This is a genomic window from Bradyrhizobium sp., from assembly GCF_030654605.1.
Taxonomy (GTDB): Bacteria; Pseudomonadota; Alphaproteobacteria; order Rhizobiales; family Xanthobacteraceae; genus Bradyrhizobium.
In genome coordinates, this window is the sequence record NZ_JAURXB010000113.1 from 1 (window position 1) to 15,470 (window position 15,470).

At 62.9% G+C, this 15,470-nt stretch carries 11 protein-coding genes; 4 read left to right on the plus strand and 7 right to left on the minus strand.

Annotated features, from left to right (window positions below):
- Positions 1-267 precede the first annotated feature (267 nt).
- The gene (locus Q7U29_RS11005) at positions 268-1,188 is read left to right on the plus strand and encodes an alpha/beta fold hydrolase (protein ID WP_304741279.1); all 921 of its coding nucleotides are present in this window, start codon (positions 268-270) and stop codon (positions 1,186-1,188) included.
- A gap of 39 nt (positions 1,189-1,227) precedes the next feature.
- A complete protein-coding gene (locus Q7U29_RS11010) occupies positions 1,228-3,003 on the plus strand; it encodes a hypothetical protein (RefSeq protein ID WP_304741280.1) in 1,776 nt (591 codons plus the stop codon).
- Here the strand turns inward: Q7U29_RS11010 and Q7U29_RS11015 are convergent.
- From Q7U29_RS11015 to Q7U29_RS11045, 7 genes are all read right to left on the minus strand, one after another.
- On the minus strand, positions 3,000-4,043 hold the full coding sequence (locus Q7U29_RS11015) for a glycosyltransferase (RefSeq protein ID WP_304741282.1): 1,044 nt from the start codon (positions 4,041-4,043) through the stop codon (positions 3,000-3,002). The two genes, Q7U29_RS11010 and Q7U29_RS11015, sit on opposite strands and share 4 nt — an antisense overlap.
- Before the next feature lie 46 nt (positions 4,044-4,089).
- On the minus strand, positions 4,090-7,329 hold the full coding sequence (locus Q7U29_RS11020) for a bifunctional cytochrome P450/NADPH--P450 reductase (RefSeq protein WP_304741284.1): 3,240 nt from the start codon (positions 7,327-7,329) through the stop codon (positions 4,090-4,092).
- 159 nt (positions 7,330-7,488) lie between these two features.
- Positions 7,489-8,481 (minus strand): alpha/beta fold hydrolase, encoded by a 993-nt coding sequence (locus tag Q7U29_RS11025; protein WP_304741337.1) that lies wholly within the window; start codon positions 8,479-8,481, stop codon positions 7,489-7,491.
- A 36-nt stretch (positions 8,482-8,517) separates the two neighbouring features.
- On the minus strand, positions 8,518-10,065 hold the full coding sequence (locus Q7U29_RS11030) for a wax ester/triacylglycerol synthase family O-acyltransferase (protein WP_304741286.1): 1,548 nt from the start codon (positions 10,063-10,065) through the stop codon (positions 8,518-8,520).
- An 81-nt stretch (positions 10,066-10,146) separates the two neighbouring features.
- Positions 10,147-10,944 (minus strand): triacylglycerol lipase, encoded by a 798-nt coding sequence (locus Q7U29_RS11035; protein ID WP_304741288.1) that lies wholly within the window; start codon positions 10,942-10,944, stop codon positions 10,147-10,149.
- 1 nt (position 10,945) lies between these two features.
- Positions 10,946-11,200 (minus strand): DUF6489 family protein, encoded by a 255-nt coding sequence (locus tag Q7U29_RS11040; protein ID WP_304741290.1) that lies wholly within the window; start codon positions 11,198-11,200, stop codon positions 10,946-10,948.
- A gap of 125 nt (positions 11,201-11,325) precedes the next feature.
- The gene (locus Q7U29_RS11045; RefSeq protein ID WP_304741292.1) at positions 11,326-12,582 is read right to left on the minus strand and encodes an FAD-dependent oxidoreductase; all 1,257 of its coding nucleotides are present in this window, start codon (positions 12,580-12,582) and stop codon (positions 11,326-11,328) included.
- Positions 12,583-12,782: 200 nt separating this feature from the next.
- Between Q7U29_RS11045 and Q7U29_RS11050 the strand changes: the two genes are divergently transcribed.
- Both Q7U29_RS11050 and Q7U29_RS11055 read left to right on the plus strand, forming a co-directional pair.
- A complete protein-coding gene (locus Q7U29_RS11050; RefSeq protein WP_304741294.1) occupies positions 12,783-14,378 on the plus strand; it encodes an ABC transporter substrate-binding protein in 1,596 nt (531 codons plus the stop codon).
- Positions 14,379-14,473: 95 nt separating this feature from the next.
- Positions 14,474-15,454: an ABC transporter permease gene (locus tag Q7U29_RS11055; RefSeq protein WP_304741296.1), complete on the plus strand. Its 981-nt coding sequence runs from the start codon at positions 14,474-14,476 to the stop codon at positions 15,452-15,454.
- Positions 15,455-15,470 lie beyond the last annotated feature (16 nt).

Below are 15,470 nucleotides of genomic sequence, written 5' to 3' on the forward strand. Positions count from 1 at the left end.
TTCTGCCACATCGCGACCGGATCGTTGCTCTTGTCTGCCATCGGCGCCCTCCAGCGTAATCACCGGGGGCTTTGGCGCCCCGCCTTTTGGTCCATACCACACTGTTGCGACAGGGCGGTCAACATCGCCGGCGTCATTTTGATCGCCGGCGTCGATTTGATCGCCCCGTGCGATTTGTCAGGCCGCCTGCCGCACCGGAGCCTTCTGCGGCGCGAAAAACCGTGCCATAGAGTTCCCAGTCGCTTGCCATTCGAGGGAGCCCATTACGTGAATTCGTCAACCCATCAGCCGCCGCAGATCGCGCGGGCCAACGGCATCGACATTTGTTACGAGATCTTCGGCGACGCCGGCGCGGAGCCGATGCTGCTGATCATGGGGCTCGGCGCGCAGATGATCCTGTGGGACGACGAGTTCTGCCGTGAACTCGCGGCCCGCGGATTTCGCGTTATCCGCTTCGACAATCGCGACATCGGAAAGTCCGGCCGGCTGAGCGGCGGCCAGCGCCTGACCCTGCTCGAACTGATGAAACTCCGGTTCCTGAAAATTCCGGTGGCCGCGCCGTACAAGATCAGGGACATGGCCGAGGACACCACCGGGCTGATGGACGCACTCGGCATCAAGTCGGCGCACATCGTCGGCGCCTCCATGGGCGGCATGATCGCCCAGGAAATCGCCATCTCGTTTCCGCAGCGGGTGCGCTCGCTCACCTCGATCATGTCGACCACCGGCAATCCGAAGGTGCCGCCGCCGACCCGCGAGGCGGCGGCGATGCTGATGGCGCCGCCGCCGACTACCAAGGAAGAATATATCACGCGCTTCGCCCAGACCTGGAAGGTGCTGCGCGTCGGCCATTTCCCGCTCGACGAAGCCAAGGACCTCGAACGCGCCGAACGCACCTTCGAGCGCGGCCTCAATCCCAACGGCGTCGGCCGCCAGCTCCGCGCCATCCTGGCCTCGGGCAGCCGCAAGCCACGGCTGCACGCCGTCAAGGCGCCGACGCTGGTGATCCACGGCACCGTCGATCCGCTGGTCCGTCCCGAGGGCGGCAAGGACACCGCAGCCTCGATCCCGGGCGCCAAGCTGCTGATGATCGAGGGCATGGGCCACGCGCTGCCGATTCCGATGTGGCCGGAAATCATCGACGCGATCGACAAACATGCCCATGGGGCGGTGGCGAAGGCGGCGTAGTTTCGGCATTCGGTGGCGTATTAACGAAATGCTCTTGGCATGACAGGATTTCTTGGCTTCGCCCCCATTTACGTGAATGGGTTGCTGGCGATATTCTTCGTCTTTGTTCTGCCGGGACTGGTGCTTGTCCGCGCGTTCGATATTCCGGGTTTTCCGCAGCGCTGGCTCGCCATCTACCTCAGCAGCCTGGTGGCGAACCATGCTCTGGTGACGCTGATCGCCCTGTTCCATCTCGACCCGCTCACGACCTATCGCGTCGTCGCGGCCGTGCTGATCGCCGCCCTGATCTTCATGATGGCAAGGAAAGTCGCAGCGCCGGGAACGCCGGCCCAGCCGGGCACATCGGTCCTTCTGCTATCGGACGTGAAGTGGATGGTCGGCAGCCTCGTCGTGCTCGGCTTCACCTATTTCAACATCTGGAAACACGGCGTTCCCAACATCTTCCAGAACAGCGACCCCGTGAACTGGAACATCTGGGCGCGGATCTGGTCGGACGGATTGTTTCCGGTCCGCTCCATGGGTTATCCGCAATTCATTCCGACCACCTGGGCGGCCACCTACATCTTCATCGGGTCAGCAGAACAGTATTTTGCTTTTTATACCTATATCGTTCTCATCACCGTCCCCATCGTCCTGTTGACGGCAATCCTGGGCCGGCTGAGCTGGCGCTATGCGGTGTCCCTGCTCTTCGTGTTCGTCTGGTTCGTGGCTGAAATTCGCGAGCCGTGGATCAGATCTACCCTGCAGGAGGGATTTCCGGACTGGATCGCCGCGATTTTTGCACTTGGCGGCACCGCGCTATTTCTCACCAACGCTCCTGAAGGCGATTTCGATCGACGGAAAATCGTCACGGCGCTGCTGTCGCTGTGTCTTCTCGCCATCGCCGCAGCGACGAAACCAATGCACGGCCTGGTGGCGATCGCGCTCCTGATCGCGACCTGTACCGATGCCGCCAGATATCTCCGGGGCACCGAGAGAAACAGGCTCATCGCCGCCGCGATCGGCGTGGTCGCGATTTTCGTCGCCACCTATGCCATCAATTATTCACATCTTGCGTTCCGGGGGATGCCTCACTACCCGGTGACGGAGTTGTCCGAAAGGCTTTCCCGGGCCGCCAACCTGCTCAATTCGAACTTCACGTTGCCGTTTCGCATTCTGCTTGTCGCCGGCCTTGCGCTGTGCCCGTTCCTGCCGCGGGTGCGATGGCTCGCACTACCGCTGGGGGCAGGACTGTGGTTGTGGGCCAACACCGCCAGCTACGACCTGCGGAATGCGCTGGGACTCCTGCTGATCACCGCTTTCATTCCGCTGTTTGCGGTGGCGCGCCGATTGACAACGGCACGGGGCGCCACGGGCGAGCGACCGTGGCATGTTCGGGATATCGCCGTCGCGGCCGGCGTGGCCGTGCTTTGTGTCGTTCTGACGCTACCGCTGGCACTCAATGACGAGAAACTGAAACAACGGTTCGCCCACGAGCAGATGATCCGGGGGTTCGGGATCGAGATCAATCAGAACGTGGAGAAACTGCTGGTTCGCGGTTGCACGGTCTTCAGCGTCGACGCCTATATCACCACGATTGCGGCCTTCCAGAAATTTCTGTCCCAGATCCGGTTCTTCCATGTCGCCGACCCGCTATCCGATCAACTTGCGCAGCAAATCAGTGAATCAGCCGGCTGCACCGGCATCCTCTATCCGCCTCACCTGACCCATCCGACGATCCTGGATTTCATAGCCGCGCAGACCAAGGCGCGCGGCTACCGGAAAGTGGTCGAAGGCTCGGGCATGACGTTACTGGTATCGGATGCGCGTCCCTAGTCCTCGGTGGCGGCTTCGTTCCAGCGCCGGAAAATGAAATCCCGGATGAAGAGAAAATTGAACAGAAACACAAGGGTATCTGCGACGATCTTGGTAAGAAGCGGCACATTGACAAGCTGCAGCAACTGAATCTGCAGAGCACTGGATATCAGGCCGGACACCAGCACGAGCCCGATGTACTCGACGAAAATCCTGACGCTGATCTTTCTGCGGAAAACAAAACTCTGCAGCAAGGCCAGTTGCACCCACAGTGAAATCATTCGCGCCGACATGTTCGACAGCAGGATTTGCTGAGTCGATCCGAAGATGATCCAGAACGTCACCAGGTCGGTCGCGGCAGCGGCCACGCTGGCCAGCGCGTAACGCAGCAGGACAAAATAGATCTTCAGGGAATCGTACAGCGGCCGGAAATGGGATTCCCGGTTTTCGTCGATGTAGATGGTCTGGATCGGTATTTCCCGAAATCCGATGCGCTCGTTGGTCAGGATGATCAGCTGCTCGGTTTCGAATTCATAGCGGTTGGCGCGAATGCCCAAGCTCAGTTCGCCGAGCCGCCGCGGGATTCCGCGCAAGCCGGTCTGCGTGTCCGACAAGTTGAGGCCGATCAGGAAACGGTAGACATAGCGCGAGATGATGTTGCCGATCTTGCTGCGGAAGGGAACGTCGCGCTTGAAGCTGCGCGAGCCGAAGATGGCCTCGGTCGGCCGCGATCGAAGTTCGTTCGCGACATTCAGGATGTCTTCTATCGCGTGCTGCCCGTCAGCGTCGGCGGTGACAACCCCGATGCAATCGGGGTAGTTCACCAGAATATGGTTGATACCATGCTTGAGCGCCGCGCCCTTGCCGAGATTGACGGCGTTCTTCAGAACAACGGTGTCGGATATTCGGGCGGCGCGCCGAAACAGTTCGTCGTAGGCCGGGCCGCTGCCATCATCGACAACGACAATGGGCGATGGGTCGATCTGCCGAAACCGTTCCAGCAATTCGCAAAACAGCACCGTCGGCTGGTAGGAGGGGAACAGAAAGAGGATCGGCTGCATGGCGGACTTCTAACCACGCTGTGTGGCCGGGTAAAGCGCTTCGTCGCTATCCCCCCGCCCACACATCCAGCACGTAGCGATTGCCGGTGCCCATTTCCTCGATCCAGCGCAATCCCGCCTCCGCGTCGGCGCCCTTGCGCTCCCGGTAGATCGCCACCAGCGCGGCCTTGACGTCCGGCTCCATCTTGCCGCCATCGCCGCACACGTAGATGATCGCGCCCTGTTCGATCAGGCTCCAAACACGCTCCTTCTGCGCCGCCACCAGATGCTGCACATAGGTTTTCGGGCCTTCGGCGCGCGAGAACGCGGTGTGCAGTTCGGTGATCCCTGCTGCGGCCCACGCCTTCAGCTCGTCCGCATAGAGATAATCCTGATCGGGATGACGGCAGCCGAAGAACAGCATGGCCGGACCGAGGCTGGCGCCTTTGGACCTACGCGCCTCACGCTCCGCGAGGAAGCCGCGGAACGGCGCCAGACCCGTGCCCGGTCCGATCATGATGACGGGCACGCTGTTGTCGTCGGGCAATCTGAATCCGGCCTTGGTCTCGCGCACCGTGGCGTGGATGGTCTCGCCCGCGCGGCGACTGGCGAGGTAGTTCGAGCAGATGCCCTTGTAGACGCCGCGTCCGGAACTCGCGGGACCTTCCACCACTGCGACGGTGACGCTGCAGCTGTTGGCATCGACCGACGGCGACGACGAGATCGAATAGTAGCGTGGCGCCAGCAGCGACAGCATTTCGAGATAGGCATGGAACGGCAATTCGCAGGCCGGATGCTCTTCAAGCAGGTCGAACACCGATTTGCGCTTGGTCAGGATGTCGGCGCGATAGCGTTCGGTGGCGGCGGCATCGTCACCGACATAGGCCAGCAGCTTCGGCCTGGTCATCGGGCAGCGCGTGTGCTCCGACATGATCTGGATCTGCTTGCGGGTCGCGACCTGCTGCAGCTCGACGAATTCGGAAAGCAGGCGCCCGACCGACACCACGTCACCGACCGGCAATTGCGCGCGGCGGCCTTGCGCGACCTGCAGCCGGATCTGGTCTCCGGGAAGAAATCCGAAGCGGCGCGCGACGGCATCCACCAGCGAGGGATCGTTACGCGGCACCACGCTGAGATGGTCACCGACCCGGTAGCTGACGCCGGCAGGCAGCTGCACCTCGATGTGCCGGGTCGAGCGATCCGAGGCGCCGGCGCCGGTCCTGTTCTGCAGTTCGCTATTGGCAAGCACCTTCATCGGCGCCACGGCGCCCAGCGCCACGATCGCATTGACCGCCGATGGCGCCACCGGCTCGATCCGGTACAGCGGTTCGTCGTCGGCGCTGCGGCTGAAACTCGAATCGACGCCGAATTCCTTCATCGCCAGCGGTGCGGCCTTGGCGAACCAGCTCTCGAACTGGCCATCGAGGTCGCTGCGGGCATCGCCTTCGCCGCGCGGATATACGCTGCGCGCGCCATGGGCCGCCAGTTGCTCGTCAATCAGCCGCGGGACCGACTGATAGGTCGCGGCCCAGTCGCTGTTGCCGCAGCCGAACACCCCGTAACGCACCTTTGCAAGGGCATCCTTCGGCAGGTCGCCGCCGAGCCATTTGACGAACCGGGTGGCGTTGTCGGGGGGCGCGCCATTGTAGGACGCGCAGAAGATCAGCACGCCGCCCTGTTCCGGCAATTGGCCTGCGAAATCATCGAGCGGCGCGAGTTTGGTGGCAAAGCCGTTGACCTCGGCGAGGTCGGCGACCCGGATCGCCAGTTCCTCGGCGGTGCCGAGGTTCGATCCGTAGAGCACCAGCAGCGGCGTGTTGTGGCTCGGGCGCGTGCGCGCAGGCGCCGCCGCAGCACCGGTCGAAACCGCCGCGGTCGCCGTGGCGCGGCCGGCAAACGCGCCGCGCTCGGTATCGGTGCGCGGACGCACCTTGATCTTGAAGCCGTCGGGCTTGATGGTCAGCGTCTCCTTCAGCACCATCTGATAGCGGTGGTTGTCGATCAGCTTGAAGCGCTGCAGGATCATGCCGATCGCCAGCGCCGCCTCATGCATGGCGAAGCCGCGGCCGATGCAGGCACGCTGACCGTTGCCGAACGGCTTCCAGGCATTGACCGGACGCGCCGCCTCGGCCTCCCGGCTGAAATTCTCGGGATCGAAGGCGTCGGGATTGGGTCCCCAGACACTGGGGTCGCGGTGCAACGCCATCACCAGCACGGTGATAAACGTGTTCTTCCTGAGCTGGTATTTGCCGCCGATGGTTTCGTCCTTCAGCGGCGAGATGCCATAGGCCGGCGCCGGCGGCCACAGCCGCAGCGCCTCTTTCAGAATTTGCGTGATGTAGGTGAGCTGCGTGACCTGCTGATAGGTCGGCCGCGCGTCAGTATCGGGGCCGAGCACCCGGTCGACTTCCTCATAGGCCTTCTTCAGCACGTCGGGGTGCTTCAGCAGCGCATACAGCGTGCAGGACAGCAAGCCGCTGGTGGTCTCATGGCCCGCGATCAGGAAGGTATTGATCTGGTAGCGGATGTTGACGTCGTCGAGCTGTTCGCCGGTGGCGCGGTCGACGCCGGTCATCATGGCGCCGAGCATATCCTTCTTGCCCTCGGCGGCCTCGGCGTTCTTGCGGCGCTCGGCGACGACCTCGTCGACCATCCTGTTCATGAAGGCGACGTCGGCGGCGAGATCGCGGCGGCGCTTCTGCAGCCACAGGTTCTCCAGCGGAATGCCGCGGGTCATCATGATGGTCTCGAGCGAGCGCACCAGCGATTCCACGAAGGGGTGGTAATCGCGCCGGTAGAATGAATTGAACCGGTAGTCGAATCCGCACAGGCCGATGGTATCCAGCGTCAGCGCCGTCATGTCGTGCACGACGTCGATTTCCTCGTCGCCGTTCAGCCGCTCCCACTTCTTCACCAGCTGTTCGGCGATGTCGACCATGCTGGGATGGTAGGACTGCATGGCGCGGTTGCCGAACGGCGTCAGCAGGATGTTGTGCGCCTTGCTCCAGTTTGGCTCAGTGGTGTCGGCGGTGAACAGGCCGTCGCCGCCGATCGCGCGGACCCGGCGCAGCGAACCGCGCACCGCCTTGTCGAACCGCTTCTCGTCGCTGAGTTCGTCGATCAGATCGTGACCGGCGACGATCACCAGCGGCGCGCCCATCATGTCGAGCCAGAAGATCGGCCCGAGCTCCTTGACCAGCCGCACCAGATGCTGCACCGGCGCGTTGGCGTCCAGCGACAGCATGTTACCGACCACCGGCTTCTTCGGCGGATGCGGGATCGGGCTCAGTTTGTTGGTCGACGCCATCGCGATAGTTTCCCCTGGCTGATCTTACTTTAGTGGCGCACCGCCCTCACAACATCATTGCGAGCGAAGCGAAGCAATCCATCGTGCAACAGAAAGGAAGAATGGATTGCTTCGTCGCAAGGGCTCCTCGCAATGACGATGAGAGGCCGGTGCCGCTTGTCACCCAAACCGCTTCCTGCGCCATTCGATCAGCTTGGCGCTGACCTCGTCCGGCTTTTCCTGTTGTGTCCAGTGGCCGCTGTCGCGAACCAGGTATTTTTCGAGATCGGGAATGATCTTCTCCATGCCGTCGGCCGAGGACGGCGGCAGCACGTGATCGTTCTCGGCCATGATCATCAGCGACGGCACCCGCACGGTATGGTCGATGTCGGCCGAACGCTGCCAGTTGCGCGACATGTTGCGGTACCAGTTGATGCCGCCGGTGAATCCGGACTTTGTAAAAGTGTCGACGAACACCTTCTTCTCTTCCGGCGACAGGATCGGCGTGCGCGGGTCGTGCTTGGCGTCATAGGCCGCGATCATCTGCGGGAACGCCAGATTCAGCCGCGGCGACGCGCCGACGCCGGCGACCACTTCTTCCGCCGGCGCGTTGCCGCGCGGCACCGGCTTGCGCATGAAGGCATCGAAGGTCTGCTCGACCCGGCTGCCGAAGATCTTATCGGGCTCGCGCGCCGGGTCCTGGAACTGGACGATATACATGTGCTCGCCGAAACGCTTGCGCAGCAGATCGATCGGATCTGACGGCGCCCGGCCGGTATGCGGCGTATTGATGCCGACCACACCGGCGACGCGATCGATGTGCCGCAGCGGCATCTGCCAGACAATGAAGCCACCCCAGTCGTGGCCGACGAAGATCGCCTTGTCGATTTTGAGATGGTCGAGCAGGCCGATCAGGTCGCCGGTGAGGTGCTCGATATCATAGGACTCGACCGGCTCCGGCCGGTCGGTCGCGCCATAGCCGCGTTGATCGGGCGCGATCACCCGGATGCCGGCTTCGCTCAACGCCTTGATCTGATGGCGCCAGGAAAACGCAATCTCCGGCCAGCCGTGGCAGAGGATGACCGGCGGCGCGTCGGTTTTCGGGCCGGCTTCGTAGTAACCCATGCGAATGCCGTTGGTCTGGGCGAACTGCAGCGGCGGCATCTCTATCATCATTGGTGTCTCACTCTGATACTCGGATACCTGGCTTCAGCTTGCCGCGCTTTTGAACTCGGCCGGTGGCGCAAAGGCAGCCTCGAGGGCAGCGAACTCCCCGGGCAGCATGTCGCACAGAACCTGAACATGGGGAATGATGTTGGCGCCGGCGATGAAGCCGAAATCCAGCTGGTCGCGGTAGCTCTGCACGGTGATGTTGAGCGCGAGGCCATGGGTCGAGATCGACACCGGGAAGATGTGCAGCAATTCCGCACCCGCCGCATACAGCGTCTGGCGCGGGCCCGGCACGTTGGAAACCGTGATGTTCGCCGCCGGCGGCAACACGTCCGACAGGTTGGAGCGGCTGTACAGCAGCGCCAGGATCTGCACCAGGATCGGCGCGCCGAGCATCGAGATGTTGGACACCTGCGGCATCAGGGCGCGCAGCGGATGCGACATCTCCTTCGACTTGGTGGATTGCGCGATGATCGCCTCCAGCCGCGCCTTCGGATCCTCGATATTGGTGGCGATCGAGCAGATCATGCCGAACACCTGATTGTTGGAATCGGTGTTGCCCTCCTCGCGCAAAGAGATCGGTACCGCGGCCGTCATCGATTTGGCCGGCAGCGCGCCCTGCTGCAGCAGATAGCGCCTGACAACACCGGACGACAGCGCCAGCACCACGTCGTTCAGCTTGCCGCCGGACGCCTTGGCCAGTGCCTTGGCCTGGCTCAGCGAGATCGAAACGCCGGCAAAGCTGCGTTCCGACGAGATCGCCTTGTTCAGGATGGTCGACGGCGACACCATGCCGGCCATGCTGTCGCGCGATTTCGGATCGGAAATCTTGCCGACCACGTCGGAGACGCTTTTCAGCAGGGTGGGAATGCTGCCGGCGAATTTCACGGCGCTTTCGATCTGGAACATGGCGTTGTCGAACAGGATCGATCCGAGATCGCTCTTGCCCGAGCGCGGCAGGTCGATGCTCTTCGGCGCCTCTGCGCCGCCAAACGGCTGACGCCACAGCGCCTGGTAGGAATCGATCAAATTGGCGGCGATATCGCGCGGCTCCTGCCCGGTTTTGGCCCGCGCGGTCGGCGGCTCGATCGTCCTTGGGATCGGTGTCACGTCGTAGATCATGCTGGTCAGCGCCGCCCCGGCGCCGCCGTCGATACAGGCGTGATGCATCTTGGAATAGAGCCCGATCTCGTTGTCCTTCATGCCCTCGAAGACGTAGAACTCCCAGAGCGGACGGGCGCGGTTGAGCAGCTTGGCATGCATCCATCCGACGATCCGCTCCAGCGTGGCGCGGTCGTGCGGCGCCGGAAGGCTGCCGCGGAAGATATGGCGGTCGATATCGAACTGGTCGTCCTCGACCCAGGAGGGATGGTCGATGTCGAGGGGCGCCTTTTCCAGGCGGGCCTTCAGGATCGGCGCGATGTGCAGCCGCGAGGCGATCATCGACTTGAAGTCCTCGAAGAAGTCGCCCTTGTAGTCGTCAGGCAGGCGGAAGATCGCCATGCTCCCGACATGCATCGGCATCTCGGGCGTTTCCAGATACAGAAACGACGCGTCCATCGATGTCAGCTTTTTGGCGTCACTCATGTTTGTTCCCTCCCGCGGATCACGTGACGCCTTGGTGGCGCTTCTTTGTCTTTCAGACCGCCCCTGTTGCCGGGACATTAGTCAGGATTGTGCATTTTCCGGAGGCGCATATGCAATGGCAAACGGCCCCGATCGGTCAAATTGCCTGAATTCGCCCTCGGGCTGGGCCAGCCGATCGGCGACCGCCCACAGGGCGGCCGGGTTGACGCCGAGCCCGACGTGGCTGGCAAGATGGACCTCGATATTTTCAGCGGTATCGGACGGGGTCAGCAGGCAGGTGCGCCAGTTCACGATGCCGTCGGTGCGCGAATAGATCGACGTGGCCGGAACCGGCAGATCGCCCGCGATCGCGGCACGAAGCTCCGGATTGTCTTCCGCACCTTCACCTGACAGCGCCTCATAGAGCCGCGTCGCGTTGGTCGCCCTGACATCATTGGCGAACGGACTTCCCAGCGTCACGACACATCGCACCATCTCCGGCGCCTGCAGAGCCAGATCGCGCGCATAGACGCCGCCAAGGCTCCACCCGACGATGCTGACCTTGCGGCCGGCGGCGGCATGAATTTCGGCCAGGCGGTCGCGCAGCGCGGCCCGCATCCGTGTCACGCCACCAAGGTTGCGGCCCATCCGCCACGCATGGGCGTCGTAACCGAGTTCCCTGAGGTATCTGCGCATCGGGGCCATCGACAGGTCACTGGCGAGAAACCCGGGCAGCAACAGCACCGGATGGCCGTCGCCTCGCGGTGCGCGCATCAGCAGCGGCGACAGCAGCAGGCTGAAGTTGAACTCGAAGATCCCCCTCGCCTCGGCCAGCAGCAGCCCGAGTCCGGGCGGACGAAGCCGGTCCGCCGGGGGCGTATCGCCGCGGTCGATCGCCACGTTACTTCTTGTCGGCGGCGCGCGATCCACCGAGGCCCGCCATGGTCACGAACATGTCGCCAAACCGCTCGGCGATTTTCGGATCGAAGGTGAACCAGCTCTGCATCAGCGCTTCCGGCGAAACCTTCTCGATGTTGGCCAGCATCTGCTGCTGAAGTTTGTCCATGACCGCGGTTTGCATCGGCTGCACATCCGGAAGCCCGAAGAACTGCCGGGCCTCGAGCGGCGTGCAATCTATTTCAACGTTAACCTTCATGTCGGCTCCTGACCGCTATTCGACAGCTTGCCACAGTATCGCCGCGACAGGCGGCGCGGCGCAAGCGGCCTGACCGGACCGGGAGGCGTCCCGGGGCTACATTCGGCAGATTTGGTCAACTATGGTCAACCGAACCGCTCGACGGCAAAGGGCGTGGGATCGGCGAACGGCGTCTCCCCGGTCATCATCTCCGCCAGCAGGCGGCCGGTCGCGGGACCCAGCGTCAGGCCGTGGTGGTGGTGGCCGAAATCGAACCACAGCCCGGCATGGCGGGGCGCCTTGCCGATCACCGGCAGCATATCCGGCAGGCACGGCCGCGCGCCCTTCCAGGGCTTTGCATCGATCGCTTCTCCCAGCGGAAACAGCTGGTGCGCCAGTGGCAGCGCCCGTTCCAGCTGGACCGGACTGGGCGGCGCATCGCGACGGGCAAACTCGACCCCGGTGGCGAGGCGAATGCCGCGGTTCATCGGCGCCAGCACATAGCCGTTGTCAGCGTCGAGCACCGGACGATGCAGCACGGCATTGCCGCGCGACGCCAGGTGCAGATGGTAACCGCGCTTGACGTTGAACGGGATCGAATAACCGAGGCGGCCGAATACCAAATCGGACCACGGCCCGAGCGCCACCACGACCTCACGTGCACTCACCTTGCCCACGGGTGTCGCGACCTGCCATCGCCCGCCGGGTTCCTGTTCCAGGGTCTGCGCATCGCCAACCATAAAGCGCCCACCCTTGCGGTGGAACAGCTCGGCATAGGCCTTGGCCAGCCCGCCCGGATCGAGCACGAAGCCGGGTTCGGTGAAATGGATCGCACCGGCGAATTCGCCGCTGAGGTGAGGCTCGCGCTGGATAATCGTCTTGCTGTCGAGGATTTCGCCCTCGACCCCGTACTGCTTCGCCCGCTCGAAATCCCGCAGCGCATTGGCGAGCGTCGCATCCTCGCGATACATCTTGATCCAGCCGCACCGCCGCAACAACTCCGACGCGCCGGCTTCAACCATCAGCGTCTCATGCTCGACCAGGCTGCGGCGAATTAGCGGCATCACCGCCAGCGCACCGCGAAGCGCCCGCTCCGGCGCGGAGGCGAGATAATAGCGCACCAGCCACGGCAGGAAGTCCGGCAGGTCGGCGAGGCTGTAGCGTACCTGCGGCGCCCTGTTCAGGGCGTAGCGGAGAATCTGTCCGAAATCCCGGGGAAACATATAGGGAAACACCGACGCGCACTCGATCATTCCGGCATTGCCGAAACTGGTTTCCTCCCCGGCGAGTTCGTGCCGGTCGACCAGAACGACATCGCGCCCCCGCTGTTGCAGATGCAGGGCAGCGCCGACGCCGACCATGCCCGCACCCAGCACGAGAACATCGGCCTTGAATTCCGCCATCACGGCACTCCGAAAGCTGAATGTTACGTTCTTGTTCCGCCTGCTTACCTTGAAGCTAGCCATTGCGGTAGCGGCGCGCAAACCGGCCTGATCAGGGGAAATCGCGCTTGCGCGGCAGCCAAACTCTGGCAACAATGGATCAGCCACAGCTGCCATGATTGCAGCCATGAACAACGCGCCACAGCGGAGAACCCTGACACATGTCGGTACGTCAATCCTTGTTCGCAGCGACCAGCTTCTCGATCGTCGCTTTGGCGATGGCTCCGGCATCGGCCCAGACCCTGCGCTATGCCAACCAGGGCGACCTCAAATCGCTCGACCCCTATACCCTCAACGAAAGCACCACCCACGCCCATATCGGGCAGGTCTATGAAGGCCTGATCGCGCGCGACAAGGACCTGAAGATCATTCCCGGCCTTGCCGAACGCTGGGAGACCCCGGAGCCGACACGCTGGCGCTTCCATCTGCGCAAGAACGTCAAGTTCTCGAACGGCAACCCCTTCACCGCCGACGACGTGGTGTTCTCGGCAGACCGCGTCAGGGCCGCCGGCTCCAACCTGCAGACCCGCATTGCCAAGGATGCCAAGGTCGTCAAGGTCGACGACCATACCGTGGACTTCATCCTGACCTCGCCAAATCCCATTCTGAATTCGCAATGGGATACCTGGTACATCATGGACAAGGAATGGTCCGAAGCGAACAACGCGGCGGCGCCGACGCCGGCCGCGGCGACGTCGCCGAGTTTTGCCTCGCTCAACGCCAATGGCACCGGCGCCTTCACCGTCGAAAGCCACCAGCCCGGCGTCAAGACCGTGTTCAAGGTAAATCCGAACGCCTGGCGCAAGCCCGAGCACAATCTCAAGGAGATCATCTTCACGCCGATCGGCTCCGACGCCACACGTGTGGCGGCGTTGCTATCCGGCGAAGTCGACGTCATCGAGCCGGTTCCGCTGCAGGATATCTCCCGCGTCGACTCCAGCCCCAATGCACAGGTGCTGAAGGGCCCCGAGCTGCGGACGATCTTTCTCGGCATGGATCAGGTCCGGGATGAACTGCTGTATTCGAACATCAAGGGCAAGAACCCGTTCAAGGACATCAAGGTCCGCGAGGCCTTCTTCAAGGCGGTCGACATCGAGTTGATCAAGAACCGCGTGATGCGCGGCCTCTCGACGCCGTCGGCCCTGATGATCGCGCCGCAGCTGTTCCCGCTTTCCAAGGACTTCACCCGTCCGAAATTCGATCCCGACGGCGCCAAGAAGCTCCTGACCGAGGCCGGCTATCCCGACGGTTTCGAAGTCACGATGGATTGCCCCAACGACCGCTATGTCAACGACGCCGCGATCTGCCAGGCGGTGGTCGGTATGCTGGCGCGCATCGGCGTCAAGGTGAATCTGCTGGCGCAGCCCAAGGCGCAGTATTTCGCCAAGGTGCTGAAACCCGGCGGCTACCAGACGTCGTTCTATCTGCTGGGCTGGACGCCCGGTACCTCGGACGCGCACAACGTCCTGCACGACATCATGGGATGCCGCGACGATCCGAAATCCAACCGCGGCGAGGCCAATCTCGGCGGCTACTGCAACAAGAAGCTGGACGCCATCGCCGACAAGGTGCTGCTGGAGACCGACAACGCCAAGCGCGATCTCCTGATCAAGGAAGCGTTCGAAATCGGCGCCAGGGATTTCGGCTATATCCCGTTGCATCAGCAGGCGCTGGCTTGGGGGGTATCGAAGAAGGTGAAGCTGACGCAGCGTGCCGACAATCAGGTCATGCTGTATTGGGCAACCAAACAGGACTAGAAGGTCCCGAGTTCATGGTCCCGGTGGCTTCCCGCTTCCGGGACCGTTGATTTTGGGCTGACGCCCGCCCATCGCACGTCAAGTGAAAGGAACACATGCTCGCTTTCACTCTTCGCCGGGCCATCCAGGCGATTGGCGTCATGATCGCGGTCGGGATCATCTCGTTCTCGATGTTTCGCTTCGCGGGCGATCCGGTCAACCAGATCGTCTCGCTGGATACGCCGGCCGCCGAACGTGAGGCCGTGCGCAAGTCGCTCGGGCTCGACGATCCGGTGGTGCTGCAATTCGCCCGCTATTTCGGCAACGCGGCGCAGTTCAAATTCGGCGTCTCCTATCAGTTTCGCCAGCCGGTCTCTTCCCTGCTGATGGAGCGGATGCCGGCGACGCTGGAGCTCGCCGCCTGCGCCACCGTTTTCGCGATGGTGTTCGGCATCCTGATGGGGGTCTATTCGGCGCTGAAACGCGACACGTTTCTGGCCAAGGTATTCCAGGCGGTGTCGCTGATCGGAATCTCGCTGCCGACCTTCCTGATCGGCATCCTGCTGATTTACCTGTTCGCGGTGGTGCTGGGCTGGCTGCCGTCGTTCGGACGCGGCGAGGTGGTGCGGCTGGGCTGGTGGACCACCGGGCTACTGACGATTTCCGGCCTCAAGGCCCTGATCATGCCTTCGATAACACTCGGCCTGTTCCAGATGACGTTGATCATGCGGTTGGTGCGGGCCGAGATGCTCGAGGTGCTGCGCACCGACTATGTCCGCTTTGCGCGGGCACGCGGCCTGACGACGCGGGCGGTCCATTTCGGTCACGCGCTGCGGAACACGCTCGTGCCCGTGATCACCATCGCCGGCCTGCAGTTTGGCGCGGTTATTGCATTTGCAATCATTACCGAAACCGTCTTCCAGTGGCCGGGCATGGGACTGTTGTTCGTACAAGCCGTGCAGAACGTCGATATTCCGATCATGGCCGCCTACTTGCTGATGGTGTCGCTGATCTTCGTCACCATCAATCTCGTGGTCGATATCCTCTATACGGTGGTCGATCCGCGCCTGCGCTCCACCCTCCGCCGCCCGACATGAACCCGGGATCCCGTTG

What these genes read in the sequence shown, in the direction of transcription:
- Q7U29_RS11010 (WP_304741280.1), top strand. Translation starts at nt 1,228, where the DNA reads ATGACAGGATTTCTTGGCTTCGCCCCCATTTACGTGAATGGGTTGCTG.
- Q7U29_RS11015 (WP_304741282.1), bottom strand. Translation starts at nt 4,043, where the DNA reads ATGCAGCCGATCCTCTTTCTGTTCCCCTCCTACCAGCCGACGGTGCTG.
- Q7U29_RS11020 (WP_304741284.1), bottom strand. Translation starts at nt 7,329, where the DNA reads ATGGCGTCGACCAACAAACTGAGCCCGATCCCGCATCCGCCGAAGAAG.
- Q7U29_RS11025 (WP_304741337.1), bottom strand. Translation starts at nt 8,481, where the DNA reads ATGATAGAGATGCCGCCGCTGCAGTTCGCCCAGACCAACGGCATTCGC.
- Q7U29_RS11030 (WP_304741286.1), bottom strand. Translation starts at nt 10,065, where the DNA reads ATGAGTGACGCCAAAAAGCTGACATCGATGGACGCGTCGTTTCTGTAT.
- Q7U29_RS11040 (WP_304741290.1), bottom strand. Translation starts at nt 11,200, where the DNA reads ATGAAGGTTAACGTTGAAATAGATTGCACGCCGCTCGAGGCCCGGCAG.
- Q7U29_RS11045 (WP_304741292.1), bottom strand. Translation starts at nt 12,582, where the DNA reads ATGGCGGAATTCAAGGCCGATGTTCTCGTGCTGGGTGCGGGCATGGTC.
- Q7U29_RS11050 (WP_304741294.1), top strand. Translation starts at nt 12,783, where the DNA reads ATGTCGGTACGTCAATCCTTGTTCGCAGCGACCAGCTTCTCGATCGTC.
- Q7U29_RS11055 (WP_304741296.1), top strand. Translation starts at nt 14,474, where the DNA reads ATGCTCGCTTTCACTCTTCGCCGGGCCATCCAGGCGATTGGCGTCATG.